We start from the raw sequence: 16,769 nt of genomic DNA on the forward strand, positions 1-16,769 counted from the left end.
TTAGTCGAGGCTGGGACATAACTAAACTTCTTGAATGAAAAGACGAACGGTGTGCTGTTTAGCGGAGAAAATATACGTAGGCTCCTGCGGGAGGAAAGGCCTAGGTGAGACCCCGAAGTGCGCCAGCACAAGGAGGCTCAACAGCCGCCCGCGGAAAGCGAAGTATATTTTCGTAGCATGTTATGTGAATAATTCATAGTTCGGATTTTCATTTAATAAAAAACACTTTTGTTCCAGCTTCCTCTGACCTTATATAAAAAACGTGCGAGCCTCTTATTTATTCAACTTTCCAACCTTGTCCTGCTCCTGTTCCTGCAGCTTACGCCAAAGGATTTTGCCGCTGTTCGTCGTAGGAAATTCCTTTTTAAACTCAACTAGCCGTGGGTATTTATAGGCAGCCATATGCTGCTTGGCCCATTCAATTATGTCTGTTTCAGATACCTGTCCTTCAAACTGCTCATGCAAAATGACAAAAGCTTTAATGTTCTCCCCTTTGCGCGGATCAGGAACGCCGACCACACATGCCTGCTTAATCGCTTCATGGTCATACAGCAGCGATTCCACTTCCGTCGGCCAGACGTTATAGCCTGAGGCGTTGATCATTCGTTTGACTCGATCAACCATGAAGTAGTACCCCTCATCATCGACACGCCCAATATCACCTGTTCGGAAAAACAACTTTCCATCGATTTCAATAAACGCACTTGCGTTTTCGTCTTCCCGATTGTAGTAGCCGACCATGATTTGCGGACCATGGACAACAATTTCCCCGATTTCACCAGTGGCGACTTCTTCCTGTGTAGCCGGCTCAATAATTCGGGAATCAACATCAAAAGAAGGAATTCCTAAGCATTGCATTTTGGGGCGATCAGGCGGATTAAAGTGCGTTTGCGCAATTGTCTCTGACAGACCGTACCCTTCTGCAAACTCCAATCCAGTTAAGTGGTAAAGTTTTTCTCCGATCGCTTTCGGAACCGCTGCTCCTCCACCAGAAATGCCCTGCAAGGAAGTTAAATCATCAGACTTCACATCAGGGTTGGCGAGAAAATCGATCAACATCGTACTAATCGTTACCCAGTGGGTACATTGCTGCTCTTTGATCAATTTTCGGGCTGTTTCACGATCCCACCGCGTCATTAGCACGATCGTACTGCCTGCAAAAATTGGCATATGCATGCTGTGGACCATGCCCGTTACATGAAATAGAGGCAGTGTGGCCAGACTTTTAGAACGAGTCGTCGAACGTGACCAGTAAAATGCGCCTACAGTATTGGCCTGAACGGTTCGGCTCGTATGCATGCAGCCTTTTGGAAGGCCGGTGGTCCCCGATGTATAAGGAAGGACAGCCAAGTCATCCGCTTCACCTGTGAATTCTCGCGGTTGAATTCCTTGCTGGATAACCTCCTTCCACAAGTGGTACTCATGGTCGAACGTTTGTCTTTTAGCAGCGACTTCAGCTGGCAGATCTCCGTCAAACTGACCTGCATAATCTGAATACGCGGCCAGCACGACATGTTGCAGTGCAGTCGTTTCGAGTAGCGGCTGAACTTCCTCGATCAGCTCCTGACCAACCAGACCGGTTGTCATGGCACAATCCTTCACATAGAATTCCAGTTCGTTTGCCTTCAGCATAGGATTGATCGGCACCACGACGGCTCCAGCTCGCAGGATCGCATAATAGCTGATCACGAACTGTGGTGAATTTTGCATGTAAAGCAGAACTTTCTCACCTTCAGTAACCTGCAAATCCTGCTGCAAATATCCTGCTAAGGCATCTACTTCTTCTATCAACTGATGGTAGGTTAAAGTATTGCCGTAGTAATAAATCGCCTCATGATTAGGATAGCGGTGTGCAGAAACTCTGAGATTATCATAAAGCGAAGTTTCGGGAATCGTGATCGACTTCGTTAACTTTGGCCAGAATTCAAAGTGGCTAGTCTGCATGAGATCTCTCCTTTATTGATAGAATCACATTATTGTAACCGCTATCATTTTTGAATATAACCAATATTCAGTTAATTGATAAGATGGTTGGTTCATTCTTACTTAATCAGCCAGCCCCCGTCTACTAACAGATCTGATCCTGTCATATAAGAAGCTTCCCTCGAAGCTGCGAACGCAATAACGTTGGCAATTTCCTCCGGCTTTCCCACCCGGCTTAAAGCTGTGTTACGCTGAATCGCTTCCTCAAAGCGTTTGTTCTTCAATCCTTCAGAGGTTAATGGCGTTTCCGCAAAACCTGGGGAAACTGAATTAACGCGGATTCCGTAAGGCGCAAATTCTAAGGCAAGAGATTTTGTAAAGTTAATCACAGCCGCTTTAGACGAGCTGTAATGAGGGATTTTCGCCCCTGCTTTATGTCCGGATAATGAAGCCACATTAACAATCGCACGGTTTTCCAGCTGTTCTGCTTCTGCTGCCTCTATCATCACCGGGCCGAGCACTTTCGAAACGAGAAATACACTTTTCACATTGGTTTCCTGGATGCGGTCCCATTCACCAGCCTCCATATCTAAGATGGAAGATTTTCCTGATGAACCGGCATTATTGACAACCACATGAAGCTCCCCATACTCTCGTTTAATAAACGTCCCAAGCTGCTGTACATCTGCTTCCTTTGTGACGTCCGCTGGAAAGACTGCAGCCACAGGTTCCGTTACTGAACCGTTTATACCATCTGCAACTCGTTCCAGTTTCGAGCGAGTTCGTCCGACTAGAACGACCCTTGCTCCTTCATGTGCCAGTTGAATCGCTGTCTGTTCCCCAATGCCGCTTCCTGCACCAGTAACGACGGCGATGACATCGTTAAATCTACTCACTAGATTTCCTCCCTTCTTGATCTTAATGGGTAACGAGACGTCCCGTTAAAACCTCCCTGAGATCTTCAGGTATCGGTTCACTTTTTTGCTCCTTATAATTGAAACAAACGATCGCTGCTTCTGCTTTTGCAATGAGAACTCCACTATCTGATGCCTTAATCTCGTGATTAAACCGGAAGCTTTTCGTCCCTATATGCGAAATCCACGTCGATACCTTCAATATTTGTCCGAAATACGCCTGACTCCGGAAATCACACTTTGTGGAGGCGATAATGAATCGACCTAACGTTTCCGACTCATCCGGTAACACGTCTTCAAAAAACTTGCCGCGTGCTTCTTCTAAATAGATAAAGTAACTCGTATTGTTAACATGGCCGGCCGTGTCCGTTTCACAAAATCTCACTCTAACCTCGATTTCATGATTCACTACTTTCCCCCTCCTTCCATAAGCTGACCAACTGGTTGGTATCCTAACTTCCTGCTCCGTTAATCAGCTTGATTGATTCCATTTAAAATCATCTCCAAGTAAATCGTTGTTAATTCTTCCTCCGACACGTCACCTTCTGGGTTGAACCAATAATAACTCCAGTTTGCAACACCTAGTATACCGCGGGTAATCATATCAGGATTTAAATCATGTTTAAACTCGCCCTTGCTGATCCCCTCTTCCACTACGGTTTGCAAGTTTTTGCGAAACTGATCGCGCTTTGTCATCGTCTGTTCGAGGTACTCAGGGCCGAGGTTTCGCATTTCACGAAAGAATATTCTGGCACTGCGTTTGCGATGCCTGATGCTGTGAATTAACATATACACGATGTCCCGCAGCTTCGTCCTGCTGTCTTTAGCCGTGTCGTGAATGATTTCTTCCTGTTTGCTTAACAGGTATTCGATAAAGTTAAGGTGGATGTCTCTCAACAACTCTTGTTTACTTTTAAAATAGTAATAAAATGTTCCTTTCGTGACACCGAGGTCATCGACAATATCTTGAATAGAAGTTTCTGTAAAGCCTTTTTTATCAAATAAATGGATGCATGTATCGATTATTTTCTGTTTCATATCCTCTGTCCTCCCCACTTAGGAATGATACCAAATTATATCATACCTAAAGGACACTTAACTCCCACCTTCTCGCCTGCAATTGTCCTTTTACCCTCGCTCAATCACCATAGCAATACCTTGACCGCCGCCGATACAAGCCGTAATTAGAGCATAGCGTCCACCTGAACGCTCCAGTTCATAAACTGCTTTTGTTGTTAGGATCGCGCCTGTCGCGCCAAGCGGATGTCCGTGAGCAATCGCTCCGCCGTTTATATTCACCTTATCCATATTCATCTCAAGCTCACGGTTACAGGCAAGCACCTGCCCGGCAAAAGCTTCATTGATTTCGATTACATCCATATCCTCTAGCGTGAGTCCCGCCTTTTGTAAAACTTTTCTTGTCGCAGGTACAGGTCCAATTCCCATAATGTTCGGATCTACTCCGGAAACGGTACATTCCCTGACCGTTGCTAAAGGTGTTACGCCAAGTGCATCCGCTTTTTCTCTGGATAGCAAGGTTAAAGCAGAAGCAGCGTCATTTAAGCCGGAACTGTTACCAGCCGTTACTGTGCCAGCTTCAAGAAACGCTGGCCGAAGCATCGACAACCCATCAAACGTCGTTTGCGGCCGAGGGTGTTCATCCGTTCTAAAATCGATCGGAGCACTTTTTCGTACAGGTACACTGATCGGCACAATTTGTTCCTCAAACCGTCCCTCTTTCATGGCATTCGCCATCCGTTGTTGACTTTGCAGTGCAAATTCGTCCTGTTCTTCACGGCCGACTAAGTATTTTTCTGCTAGATTTTCCGCTGTAATTCCCATCGGCGGATCGCCTATTTCCTGCGGAGAAAGCTGTGACTTTCTAATTTTCGGAGGCACCGGACTGTACGCACGCTCCGGACGGTCCATTAAGTAAGGGGCACGGCTCATGCTTTCAGTGCCGCCCGCTATATACACATCGCCTTCTCCCGCCTTGATGGCCTGAGCAGCTAATTGAATCGCGTTTAATCCCGATCCGCATTGACGGTCAACCGTTAAACCTGGCAAATTAATAGAAAGTCCCGTTTGCAAGGCAGATAATCTGGCAATATTGCCCCCGCCGCTTAACACGTTACCGAAAATCACATCCTCGATCATTTCCGGAGACAGCTGGGCACGACTAACGGCTTCTTTGATCACCTCTGCCCCCAACACATGTGCCGGGATTGAAGCTAATGTTCCTCCTTGTCTACCGATCGCTGTTCGAACGGCTGAGACAATGACAGCATCACGTTCCATTTACCTTCCACTCCTTTTTTTGCAAAAATCGACTCATCCTACATCGCATGAGAGCCGCCATCAATAATTACAACATCCCCGGTTATATGATTAGAAGCCGCTGAACTTAGAAAAACCGCTGCGCCTTTTATGTCATCTTCTCCGCCAAATTTCCTCAATGGAGTGGCTTCCAGCATGGCGTCTCCACCTTGTTCGATCAACACTTTCGACATTTTAGTAGGAAAAAAACCTGGTGCGATCGCGTTTACGTGGATGCCCCTAGGCCCCCATTTGACCGCTAAATCTTTCGTAAATGTCAGGATTGCCCCTTTACTAGAGTTATAGCCAATCGTATCCATGTACTTCGGATCAGAACCTTTCAGTCCAGCTACTGAAGCAATGTTGAGAATCTTGCCTGATCCTTGCTCAAGCATCACTTTTCCGACGGCTTGGGACATGAGGAAAGTTCCGGTTACATTGACATTGATGACCTTCTGCCATGCTTCTAAGGGCATCTCTTCAACAGGCGCGCCCCAGGTAGCTCCACTGTTATTCACTAAAATGTCGATGCGGCCAAACCGTTCCACGGCCTGCTCGACAACGTGCTGAATATCGTCTGTATTCGTGACGTCACATGATAAAGCAAGGGAATCAACGCCGTGCTTCTTCAAGTCTTCACTCACTTCCTGACATGCCTCAACCTTCCTCGAACAAACGACAACATTTGCTCCAGACTCGGCAAATCCTTCAGCGATCTGTTTTCCTAATCCTCGTCCTCCGCCTGTTACAATTGCCGTTTTTCCTTTCAGATTAAAAAGTTCTTGTACATGCATGAACGTTCCTCCTGTTTAGTGATATTTCTTCAGTTCCGTTCGGGCAATCGCTCGGCGATGAACTTCATCCGGCCCGTCCGCTAAACGCAGTGTACGGATATTCGCCCATTTGGCAGCTAACGAGTAGTCATCACTTACCCCTGCTGCTCCAAAGGCTTGAATGGCACGGTCGATCACTTTCAAGGCCATATTTGGTGCTACGACTTTGATCATCGCGATTTCCGCTTTGGCTTCCTTGTTACCCACCGTATCCATCATGTAAGCGGCTTTTAATGTTAGCAATCTAGCTTGCTCTATATCGATGCGAGAATCAGCAATCCATTCCCTGATTACACCTTGGTCAGCCAGTTTTTTGCCAAAAGTCTCCCGTTCCTTGACCCGCTTGCACAGATCTTCGAGCGCCCGCTCGGCAGCTCCGATCGATCGCATGCAATGATGAATACGGCCAGGTCCAAGCCTTCCTTGTGCGATCGCGAACCCTTTTCCTTCGCCCCAAATCAGGTTCTCCGCAGGAACGCGGACGTTGTCGTAGTCAATCTCAGCGTGACCGTGCGGGGCGTGATCATAACCGAAAACGGGGAGCGTCCTTTTGATCGTGACGCCAGGAGTATCGAGTGGAACGAGAATCATAGATTGCTGCTCATGCTTAGCGGCATCCGGGTCATTTTTGCCCATCACGATGGCAATCTTACAGCGCGGATCTCCCGCCCCGGAAGACCACCATTTCGTACCGTTGACCACATACTCATCCCCATCGCGGACAATACTCGTCTTAATGTTCGTCGCATCTGAAGAAGCTACATCAGGTTCTGTCATGGAAAAACAAGAACGGATTTCTCCATCCAGCAGCGGAGCCAGCCACTTCTCCTTCTGCTCCTTCGTGCCATACCGTTCCAACAGCTCCATATTGCCTGTATCTGGCGCAGCACAATTGAACACCTCAGGGGCAATACTCGAACGTCCCATAATTTCACATAACGGAGCATATTCAATGTTTGATAAGCCAGCTCCGGATTCGCTGTCTGGCAAAAATAAATTCCACAACCCCTGTTCCTTCGCTTTCTCCTTCAACTCTTCCATTATTGCCGGAACTTCAGAGAACCGTGCCTCTTGATTTAGCTGCTCTTCATACACCGACTCATTCGGATAAACGTATTCTTCCATAAACGTATTCAGCCGTTCCTGCAACTTTTGAACTTTTTCCGAGTATTCAAACTGCATAACGAACCTCCTTATGATAGGCCACCTTTTATGTAGGCGCATTTTTTACACTTTGCGAAATGCTACACGTCCTTTGATGACGTCCTTACCTTTTTGATTGGTGGCTGCAACGTCGAAACCTAATTGTTCTTCCTTGTTTTCGGCCAAAACAGCCTGCAGCGTGATTTCATCGTTCAGAAACACCATGCCTTTAAACCGGATCGTGTAATCCTCGATAAATCCTTCCTCATAAAAGGGGGTGAAAAGTTTGGATAGATTCCCCATCGTCCACATACCGTGAGCAATAATCCCTGGCAAACCAGCCTTTTCTGCTTCCTCGTCGATCGTATGAATCGGATTATAATCGCCAGACGCTCCAGCATATTTGATTAAATCCAGACGCGAAACTGGATCAAGCGTAACCGATTGCAGCGATTCACCAACTTCAAGCTCTGTCATCATACTCATACTTCCATCCCCTTTCGAACCGCCTCCGTAATAATGACAACCTGTTCCTCAGTAAAAATAACATGCCCGTCGGCGTCTTCTCCGTAACGTTTAATTTGCAAAAATCCCATTTCACCGCTTTTACCGTTTCGCTCATAGTAATCATTCACTTCCTGATAACAGTAAACGTCCTCACCCACTAGCAGCGGCCGTTCATAATGATAGAGTTGTTCACCGTGAATCAACCCTTTTTTCGGCAAATTTAATCCTTCGATAACTCCATAGTCAAACACTCTTGGAAAAGTCGGCGGAGCAATATTAGTGCGATATCGCGATTGCTGCCCTGTTTCTTCGCAAACGAAGATCGGATGGTTATCACCAATCGCCTCTGCAAACTTCTTGACAGCCCCTCTTTCGACCGTATTCTTTATTTTCTCAGACCGTTTCCCAATACTATCCGTTAACATGTGATCACCTCACTTTAGATTTGAGTACAAACGTTAATCTTTTGGACCCCCAGCAACATACAAGACTTGACCGTTCACAAAAGAAGACTTTTCATCCGCGTAAAAAGCGACCGCATTCGCAATATCCTCAGGCTTTCCGCTTCTTCCAGCAGGGATTTTATCAACGCTTGCTTTCACCAAATCTTCAAATGAAATGCCTATGCGGGCAGCAGTCTCTTTCGTCATATCTGTTTCAATAAACCCTGGGGCAACCGCGTTGACCGTGATCCCAAACTTGCCTAGTTCAATGGCAAGCGTTTTTGTAAAACCTTGCAAGCCAGCTTTAGCTGTCGCATAGTTAGCCTGCCCGCGATTGCCGAGTGCTGAAGTGGAGGAAAGATTGATGATTCGTCCATATTTATTCTCGACCATATACCCCTGAGCTGCCCGTGCGGCGTTAAATGATCCTTTAAGATGGACGTTCATTACAGTATCCCAGTCAGAATCGGTCATCTTAAACAACATATTGTCGCGAATGACACCGGCGTTATTAACGAGAATATTAATGGATCCGAACCGCTCATACGCCTCTTTCATAGCAGCTTTTACCTCGTCGAGCTCGACCACATTGGCCACCTGAGCGAAGACCTCAACACCTTTTCCTTCGAGTTCATTCTTCGTTGCACTAAGCGCTTCCTCATTCACATCGATGATTGCTACCTTGGCACCTTCCTCTGCAAAAAGCTCCACAATTCCTTTTCCTATTCCACGGCTTCCACCTGTTACAAATGCTACTTTGTTATCAAATCTACCTGCCATCATTTATACCTCCTCTATATTCCTTACAAAATTTTTTTCTCTTACCCTATTTTTACATGTCCACGTAGTAGATTCCTAGAAATAATTAACCGCTGAATCTCATCGGTACCATCGTAAATTCTCCATAGCCGAGCCTCCCGGTACCAGCGTTCAATCGGCAGCTCTCTAGTGTAGCCCATGCCGCCGTGAATTTGCAGCACACGATCAACGACTCTATTGCCCATATTGGAACCATACAACTTGGCCATCGAAGCCGCATGTCGGTTATCCTCACCCTGATCAAGCGTGAAGGCAGCATTGAGTACGAGCCATTTTGCCGCCTCAATTTCCACTGCTGAATCGGCAATCTGCCATTGAATCGCCTGCCTGGCCGCGATCGGCTTTCCAAACGTTTTGCGCTCATTCGCGTAATCAATCGCCATGTTTAACAAACGTTCCGCTGAACCAACGGCACGCGCCCCGACAATCCACCTGGCAAAGCCTATCCACTCCAGCCCAAGGTCGTATCCGCCATTCACTTCCCCTAAAATATTCTCCTCCGGAACCCTGACATTATCGAAAACTAACCCAGCAGGTCCCCATTCTCCCATCGTATCGATATATTCAGACTTCCAGCCCATCGACCGATCCGCAATGAAGCAGGTCACGCCTTTACGACCTCCTGAAGATTGGTGCAGCTCCTTATCCGTAATCGCAATCACCATCACAAAGTCAGCCTCGTTCCCACCAGTGATAAAGGTTTTTTCACCATTTAACACCCACTCATTGCCATCTTTAACAGCCGTCATGCGAATATTTCTCGTATCGGATCCAGCGTCCGGCTCTGTCATAGCAAAACAAGACTTCTTCTCTCCATTGATGGTGGGAAGGAGATATTTCTGCTTCTGCTCCTCATTTCCATAATAGAGGATGTTATCCGCCGAACCGCCGAACTGGAACGGAACGAATGTCCTCGCCACTTCCATCTGCACAATCGCAAGCATCATCTGTCCAAGATCAGCCCCGCCATATTCTTCCGGTGTATTGATCCCCCAGAATCCGGCTTCCTTCGCCTTCAGCTGCAGCTCCTGCATTTTTTCAGGCGAGAGACTCGGCTTGCCCTCACGCTCATTGCGAAGTACTTCGTTTTCTAAAGGGATTAATTCCTTTTCTACAAACTTCCTTATCGTTTCCTTCACCATTTGCTGTTCATCTGTTAACCGTAAATGCATATAAAGATCCCCATTCTCTTAAGTAATTTTTATAAAAAAATGTAAGACTGAATATTACATACCAACTGGTTAGTACGTCATGATTCTATACTATTTTAAACTTTCAGAAAATACAACCCGTAAAATTCGTCTTATTATGTCGAGAAATAAGAATCGGTAATAGTTGTGGTAGTTTCAAACACTAGAAATTGAGTTATATGAGAGTTTTTTCCTGTCCTATGCTCTAAAATTGATTTAATGAAATATCGTCTACCTTCCATTTGTTATGTTCCTTTATCATATCAACCCTTAGGTAGGAACTGATACTGCTGGTTACATCACTTACAATAAATCTATTGTTAAATGTGAAAAATAGAGTCTGAGTTGTGCTTGTATGCTTTCCATAGTAAACAGTTAGATCACTTATATTCGAATTGACACCCCCTGGGTATTTTCGCTCCGATTCTTGGAAGGTTAAATTCTGCATAAGGGTCTCGGTTACATACTTGTCCACTTCCTCTTTTTCAGGCTGCTTGTTATATCCGAAATAAGAATGAACAAAATTTTCAGCTACAGAGATAGCTTTTTGCTGAGGGGAAGTCATTAACGAAGTTTGAGACGCGAGAGTTTCTTTTGTTGAATTCAATTCTTCCTTAAGTGCGTTTATCTCTTCTTTAGTTTGTTTACGTTCATCCCTTAGATCCTGATTGATTTGTACCACCACGAAAAGTAAGATCACTAGTATTCCTATAGTCACCAGCTGTAAAACTTTCATATTATCCCCCTATTCAAAATGTTTACTGAAAATTCTACATTCTGTCCCATTTCACTCCTTTCGATTTGCTCACATTGAATCACCTGCTTTTAATAAATTTGCAAATAGAGAAGTAGTTATAGCATTTTACGCTGAAAAATCGAATTAACAACCTCGAAGGCTATATAATGGAAATAACCATCAGTAAACTAAAAAAGGGGTTACCAGTCAAAACCGGTAACCCTTCTAACTTCCTTATTCGTCATCGAGCGGATAACTCACTAGATTGGTAAAAATACGATACCCTCCCGGCACCTGATTTTGGATTTGCCGGTACCAGACAAGGTTAGTATATAAATAGCTTCCCTCACCGTAGTCCGCCATTAAAATCCCGCTGTCAAAAGGTTCTTCATTTGGATCCGCCATGCTGACGAACGTTTCAAACCTGTCATCCCATTCCATTGGGAAATACAAGCCTCTTTCTTGAACCCAATTGGACCAATCCTTCTCAGTGATAGTGTTCGGATAATTAAAGAGAGGATGGTTTGGTTTTTGCACGTGTACCTCAGCTGTTTCATCAGTAACTCGCCACTCAATCGATGGCTGACCAATAACTAGTTTGTATGGAGCCGTCGAATCCGAGTTCCAATTATCCCATGGTTTATTGTACTGAACGACAAGATGGCCGCCATCTTCTGCGTATTGAAGCAGTCGCTTGTTATTATTCCGCAAATCCTCACGAGACAAGTAAGCCCTGACACCTGTTACGATCGTATCGTATTGAGAGAGGTCTCCTGATTTCAAATCTTCTGGTCCAAGTTTTGTTACATCCATGCCGATGCCCTGTAATCGATCAGCTACTTTATCAAAGCCGCTGTCAATGTAACCGACTTTTAAGTTGTCAGGCATTTTCAAATCAAAGGCTACCCCTTCAACCTTGGCTGGCTGCAGATAGTACGAGGTATTGATATGTTCATAGTCAATTTTTTGAACGTAGGTACGTAACGACTTTCCATTTTCTTTGACGACTGGCTGTATAGTAAATTCTCCCTTATCCACTTCCGCGCTCGGAGAGACAGTAAAGGTAACCGTTTGTGTTTCGTTCTCTTCGCTGAAAGCTACAGGCTTCAACTCAGGTTCTGCCGTCCATCCATCTGGAATATCAAGTTCCACAGAAGTTTCAAGCGATCCTGAGGTGTTATTTTGTACTTTGGCTTCAACGGTAATTTCTTCAGGTACATCCAGTGTGTTAACGACTAAGCTGGTTGGATCCGATTGTATAGATACGTCTGGTAAAACGGCTACCGTACTCTCGGTTTGATAGCTTTGTTTTACTTCAGCGGGACCGACTGAATAAGATAGTTTGGTCTGTATACTAGACTCATCATATGGTTTAAAGTACTCGGCGTCTGAAGGGACATTGACAGTAAATTCAACAGTTTTACTCTCTCCTGATTTTAAACGAAAAGGTTTTGGTGATTCTTCAACCGTCCACCCTTCAGGGAGGCTTAAGGCCGGGTGAACATCTTTAAGAAGCTGTTTGCCGTTATTTTTCATGGTGACCGTTACATTCGTTTGCCCGTTCTGTACTAGGGTAGCGTCTCCAACCACTGTCTGAACTTCTAGACTGGAAGCCACCTTACTTACTTCAGTAAGCTGATCCTCTTTTACATCAAGGCGAAACAGGATATCTTCTTTATCTTTCGATTCTAAACGGCTCTTTTCAGTTTTTGACTGCAAATGCCTTACTTCTTTAAGAGCCACATGTGCCTTTTTCAACGCTTTTGAACGATCAGGATATTGTTCGATCACCTTATCGAGTGTTTTCTGGAAATGGGTCAGCTTAGCACTGAGACCAGGGTCATCACTCTTAAGACGGGCGCCGATCTCCTTAAAATCATAAGCTAAACCGTCAAACATATTTTCTTCATTTGGTATTTCAGTCACGGACTTAGCAAGTCTTAAATGGACCGTTTCAGGTTCAGCCGGTATATCTTCCCCCATTCCCTGACTCTTGTGGAGATATCGTGATTTTTCACCAAGCTGCGGGTACGTCATCCCATAGATTGGATCATATTTCCCTATTTGCAGTGAAGTTGTGGCATTGCCTGAGTCAGCAGGCAGATAGAGTTTCTTCACTTGCCAGGTAGACAGCCCTTCTTCAAGCTGTTCAGGAAAAACTGTTGGATCGGCAGCATCTTCAAAGGCTCTTCTTGTCAATAAGTTAATCGCTCGATGATGACCGTGCTGCGATTCAACGTTCAAAAAAGAAGGGAATAAAATATCAGGCTTATAGGTTCGAATTCTGCGGATGAACCGTTTATAAGTAAGTTCTTCTCCCCATTTTTCCAACGTCTCTTCAGGACTTTTTGAGAAACCGAAATCATAAATCGGATCGTCGGTCGTCTGGCTTAAATGAAATACTTCCACCCCTGTAACCTTTGAGGCTTCCTTCATTTCATTAGAGCGTATGATCCCTAGTGCATTGCCAAGTTCCTTACCGATTTCGTTTTGTCCGCCCTCACCGCGGTTAGCGATCAGACTGGCTGTTCTGATCCCAAGTCCTCTCGACAAATAAGCAAGCAGATGACTGCGCTCATCGTCAGGATGTGCTCCGGTATTTAGAAAGCTAAGTGTTGTATCTAATGGCTTTAATTTGTTCCAGAGCTCAACATCCGAATCCGCTTTCCCTTTCCCATAGGAATTTAGCGGAGCAGCCAATGGAACAATTAACATCGCGATCAGAAGTACTAACGAAAACTTTTTCATCCCATTCCCCTTTCTAAGTTGACACATCCAGAAGATTTAGAGAAAACTAAATTAGAACCACCCCCTAAGCATGTGTCAGCAGCACAATCATTTCCTTCTATCAATCATTTCCCTTACAACATCAGGATTTGGTCCCCCCGTCACCTTTCTTCTTTCTACAAAACAAACAGGATCAATAATCGCCTCCCAATCCTCTTTCTTCAGTTCCACATCACCTACCCACTCATTAATTTGGGATAACGATATTTCATACAACTCTTTACTCAAGTGCAATGCTTTTTTGGCGATCAGACTAGCGGTTTGATGTGCTTTTCTAAAAGGTACTCCATAATCACGGGCGAGTACATCGGCTAATTCAGTAATCGTAATCATATTTTCGCGGGCTTGTTTCTCTGCCCTTTCCTTGTCAAAATTCATCGTTACAATGACAGCATGCATAAGACGCAACACGCGTGAACCCTTTTTGAACCCATTATAGATATGCGGCTGCAGGTCATCTTCCGTATCATTAATATCTCCATAAGGTGTATTGTGGATCATATGAACGACCGCCATCCCCTCTGCGGCTGCACTGCTCGCTAAAGCACGAGAATGTTCAATCGAAACAGGATTTCGTTTCTGTGGCATAATACTGCTGACTTGTACGTAGGCATCTGAGACGTTTAACAACCCGACTTCCTTAGATGCCATGCGGAGAAACTCTTGGATCCAGCGACCAATATTGGTCATTAAGCTGATCAGCGCCTGACCTGCTTCAATCAGGTAGTCTCCCGCTGCGATCGCATCATAGGAGTTTTCGACCAACCCATCAAAACCGAGCAGTCCAACCATTCGCTCCCGATTAATCGGAAAACCGGTTGTTGTAATAGCTGCCGCTCCCATCGGTGATTGATTCACGGTTTGATACGCCTGCTTTAACCGTATTATATCTCTTTGCAAATTGTCATAAACCGCCACTAAATAATGTCCAAACGTTGTCGGTTGGGCCGGCTGTGTATGAGTATGAGCTGGCATAATCGAATCAACGTGCTGTTCTGCCTGTACTAGAATAGCTTCACCAAGCTGCTTCGTCTCACGGATTGCCTGTTTAAGATAATCCCTGATTACAATTCGATACATCGTCTCGCCCATATCGTTCCGGCTTTTACCCATGTGCATTTTCCCAGCTAATTCTTCACCGATGTAATCACCAATCTTTGATTCAATTAAAAAAAATAAATCCTCGTAACCCGAGGAATAGTTTATTTGACGTTCATCAAGACTTTCTACCGCTTCAATCCCTTTTAAAATAGCAGCCTTCTCTTCATTGGTCAGGATCCCCTGCTCTTCTAGCATGGTCGTATGTGCTTTATGAACCATAAACATCGCATCCAATAAATGTTCTTTTTGATCGTAAAACATTGGTTTCAACAAGGACTCTACATACGTTTTTCCTGGAAAAGTTATCCCGTCACTGTGTTCGAACTGTTCTTTAGCACGGCTCATTAGAAACATGCACCCCAAATTTATAATGTATTTTCAGATTTAACACCTAAAAACTTATAAGCTACAAACAGGACGATCGCAATTATGCCCACCTGAATCATTCCATAGGCTGCTGCCTGACCAATGTTAAACTGCCTTAATTGATTCATAATCTCAATCGAGATAGGCCGGTTGCCAATCGTATAAAGCAGTACGGACGTCGGAAATTCTCCTACAGCCTGAACAAAAGCAAGCAACGTACCACTCAGCACACCCGGCATGATAATCGGAATCACGACACGTCTAAAGGTGTAAAGCCACTTGGCTCCTAAGTTTTGTGCAGCCTCTTCAATCGAATCATCCATTTGTTCTAGTACAGCAGATGTCGACCTGACCACAAGCGGGATGAAGCGGATAAAGTAGGCAAGCGGCAAGATCCAAAATGTCCCTACGAGCACTCTTCCAAATGAAAACGGAGAAGCCTGGTTAAACGCCAGAATTAAATTCATACCAACAACAGTCGCAGGTAAAGCCCAAGGTATCATGACGAGAATATCGACTAGATTCTTCCCTATAAAACTACGCTTCACAAGGGCATAAGAGGTGATAATGCCAAATACGAACACACCGATACAGGCTAAAGCCGACATGATCAAACTATTTTTTACAGGGTCCCAAATATTTGGATCTTCAAATAGTAACCTGAAGTTTTCAAGGCTGAAGGCTTGCGGGTAAGTCTGCCATGTCCACCCTCCCTCAGGTACAAGGGATAGAAGCATTAACGTGGCATGTGGCAATAGCAAGATAATCATCGCCACTATTCCTAGTGATACCATGCACCATTTTAAAAGTGGGTTACTGACTTCACTGCGATGAGCTCCAATTCCTTTACTGGCCATCCGATAATCCTTGCGCCCCTGGTACCAGCGCATAAATAATAGAAAAGAGATTGAGACGGCTGATAGAATAACAGATTGGGTTGCCGCCATTTCCAAATTGCCATTCACTTTTGAAAAATAGATTTGCAGACTTAATACCCGATACCCCCCTGCCAGTAAAAAAGGCGCACTAAAAGAGGCCATCGAAACCATAAACACTAATAAAGAGGCAGCCACTAACCCCGGGGTTAACAGAGGAAAAGTAATTTTTCTAAACACACTAAATTTACTGGAACCTAGATTGTAGGCTGCTTCTTCTAAAGAAGGATCAATATTATTTAACGCTGACGAAGTCGTCATATAAAAGTATGGATACATCGTGTAAGCATGCACCAACAATATCCCGGAAACTCCCCCAATACTGAAAGGAATCTCAGATAAGTTGAATAGATCTTTCAGTGCATTGGGAACTAAGCCGGCTTCTCCATATAAAAACATAAAAGCCATGACTCCAACTAAAGAAGGGAGAACGATCGGCATAATGGCAATGTTTGAAAAGAATTGACGTCCCGGAAAGTCATAACGGTTAAAAATATACGCTAAAGGAATCCCAATCAGTGCACTGAAGAGAACTGACAATAAAGAAATATAGACGGAGTGCCAAAGTGCCTCTAAATTGGCAGCGGCCTTTGTTCCAAAGAAATCTTGATAATTTTGCAATGAGAAGAGTCCATTTCGTTTAAAACTTTCAAGCAGCGTTTCGATCGACGGATAAAGGACATACCCAACCAAGACGACAAGTACGGGAATTAATAGGAGTAATGTTTTTCGATGTTCAGCCTTTAACTTCATCGT

General features: G+C 44.7%; 15 protein-coding genes. All 15 read right to left on the minus strand.

The window, feature by feature from the left end:
• Positions 1-273: 273 nt before the first annotated feature.
• On the minus strand, positions 274-1,944 hold the full coding sequence (locus G6R08_RS05640; RefSeq protein ID WP_163527085.1) for a long-chain fatty acid--CoA ligase: 1,671 nt from the start codon (positions 1,942-1,944) through the stop codon (positions 274-276).
• Between the two features lie 98 nt (positions 1,945-2,042).
• Entirely contained in the window at positions 2,043-2,819 is a 777-nt protein-coding gene (locus G6R08_RS05645; RefSeq protein WP_163527086.1) for an SDR family NAD(P)-dependent oxidoreductase, read from the minus strand.
• Between the two features lie 22 nt (positions 2,820-2,841).
• Positions 2,842-3,246: an acyl-CoA thioesterase gene (locus G6R08_RS05650; RefSeq protein ID WP_163527087.1), complete on the minus strand. Its 405-nt coding sequence runs from the start codon at positions 3,244-3,246 to the stop codon at positions 2,842-2,844.
• Between the two features lie 59 nt (positions 3,247-3,305).
• Positions 3,306-3,875 carry a TetR/AcrR family transcriptional regulator gene (locus G6R08_RS05655; protein WP_163527088.1) on the minus strand — a complete coding sequence of 190 codons (570 nt, stop codon included), beginning with the start codon at positions 3,873-3,875 and terminating at the stop codon, positions 3,306-3,308.
• A gap of 90 nt (positions 3,876-3,965) precedes the next feature.
• Entirely contained in the window at positions 3,966-5,135 is a 1,170-nt protein-coding gene (locus G6R08_RS05660) for a thiolase family protein (RefSeq protein ID WP_163527089.1), read from the minus strand.
• Between the two features lie 38 nt (positions 5,136-5,173).
• Positions 5,174-5,947 (minus strand): SDR family oxidoreductase, encoded by a 774-nt coding sequence (locus tag G6R08_RS05665; protein WP_163527090.1) that lies wholly within the window; start codon positions 5,945-5,947, stop codon positions 5,174-5,176.
• Between the two features lie 15 nt (positions 5,948-5,962).
• Positions 5,963-7,168: an acyl-CoA dehydrogenase gene (locus G6R08_RS05670; protein ID WP_163527091.1), complete on the minus strand. Its 1,206-nt coding sequence runs from the start codon at positions 7,166-7,168 to the stop codon at positions 5,963-5,965.
• Positions 7,169-7,213: 45 nt separating this feature from the next.
• On the minus strand, positions 7,214-7,615 hold the full coding sequence (locus G6R08_RS05675; RefSeq protein WP_163527092.1) for a MaoC/PaaZ C-terminal domain-containing protein: 402 nt from the start codon (positions 7,613-7,615) through the stop codon (positions 7,214-7,216).
• A complete protein-coding gene (locus tag G6R08_RS05680; RefSeq protein WP_163527093.1) occupies positions 7,612-8,061 on the minus strand; it encodes a MaoC family dehydratase N-terminal domain-containing protein in 450 nt (149 codons plus the stop codon). The genes G6R08_RS05675 and G6R08_RS05680 overlap by 4 nt, the downstream gene beginning before the upstream one ends.
• A 33-nt stretch (positions 8,062-8,094) precedes the next feature.
• On the minus strand, positions 8,095-8,859 hold the full coding sequence (gene fabG, locus G6R08_RS05685) for a 3-oxoacyl-ACP reductase FabG (protein WP_163531133.1): 765 nt from the start codon (positions 8,857-8,859) through the stop codon (positions 8,095-8,097).
• A gap of 41 nt (positions 8,860-8,900) precedes the next feature.
• The gene (locus G6R08_RS05690; protein WP_079527665.1) at positions 8,901-10,070 is read right to left on the minus strand and encodes an acyl-CoA dehydrogenase family protein; all 1,170 of its coding nucleotides are present in this window, start codon (positions 10,068-10,070) and stop codon (positions 8,901-8,903) included.
• 223 nt (positions 10,071-10,293) lie between these two features.
• Positions 10,294-10,824, minus strand: a complete 531-nt coding sequence (locus tag G6R08_RS05695) for a hypothetical protein (protein ID WP_163527094.1) — start codon at positions 10,822-10,824, stop codon at positions 10,294-10,296.
• 234 nt (positions 10,825-11,058) lie between these two features.
• On the minus strand, positions 11,059-13,572 hold the full coding sequence (locus G6R08_RS05700; protein WP_163527095.1) for an NEW3 domain-containing protein: 2,514 nt from the start codon (positions 13,570-13,572) through the stop codon (positions 11,059-11,061).
• An 87-nt stretch (positions 13,573-13,659) separates the two neighbouring features.
• On the minus strand, positions 13,660-15,057 hold the full coding sequence (argH, locus tag G6R08_RS05705; RefSeq protein ID WP_163527096.1) for an argininosuccinate lyase: 1,398 nt from the start codon (positions 15,055-15,057) through the stop codon (positions 13,660-13,662).
• 20 nt (positions 15,058-15,077) lie between these two features.
• Positions 15,078-16,766 (minus strand): ABC transporter permease, encoded by a 1,689-nt coding sequence (locus G6R08_RS05710; protein ID WP_163527097.1) that lies wholly within the window; start codon positions 16,764-16,766, stop codon positions 15,078-15,080.
• Between the last annotated feature and the right edge of the window lie 3 nt (positions 16,767-16,769).

It is taken from the genome of Halobacillus ihumii, assembly GCF_902726645.1.
Classification (GTDB): Bacteria; Bacillota; Bacilli; order Bacillales; family Halobacillaceae; genus Halobacillus_A; species Halobacillus_A ihumii.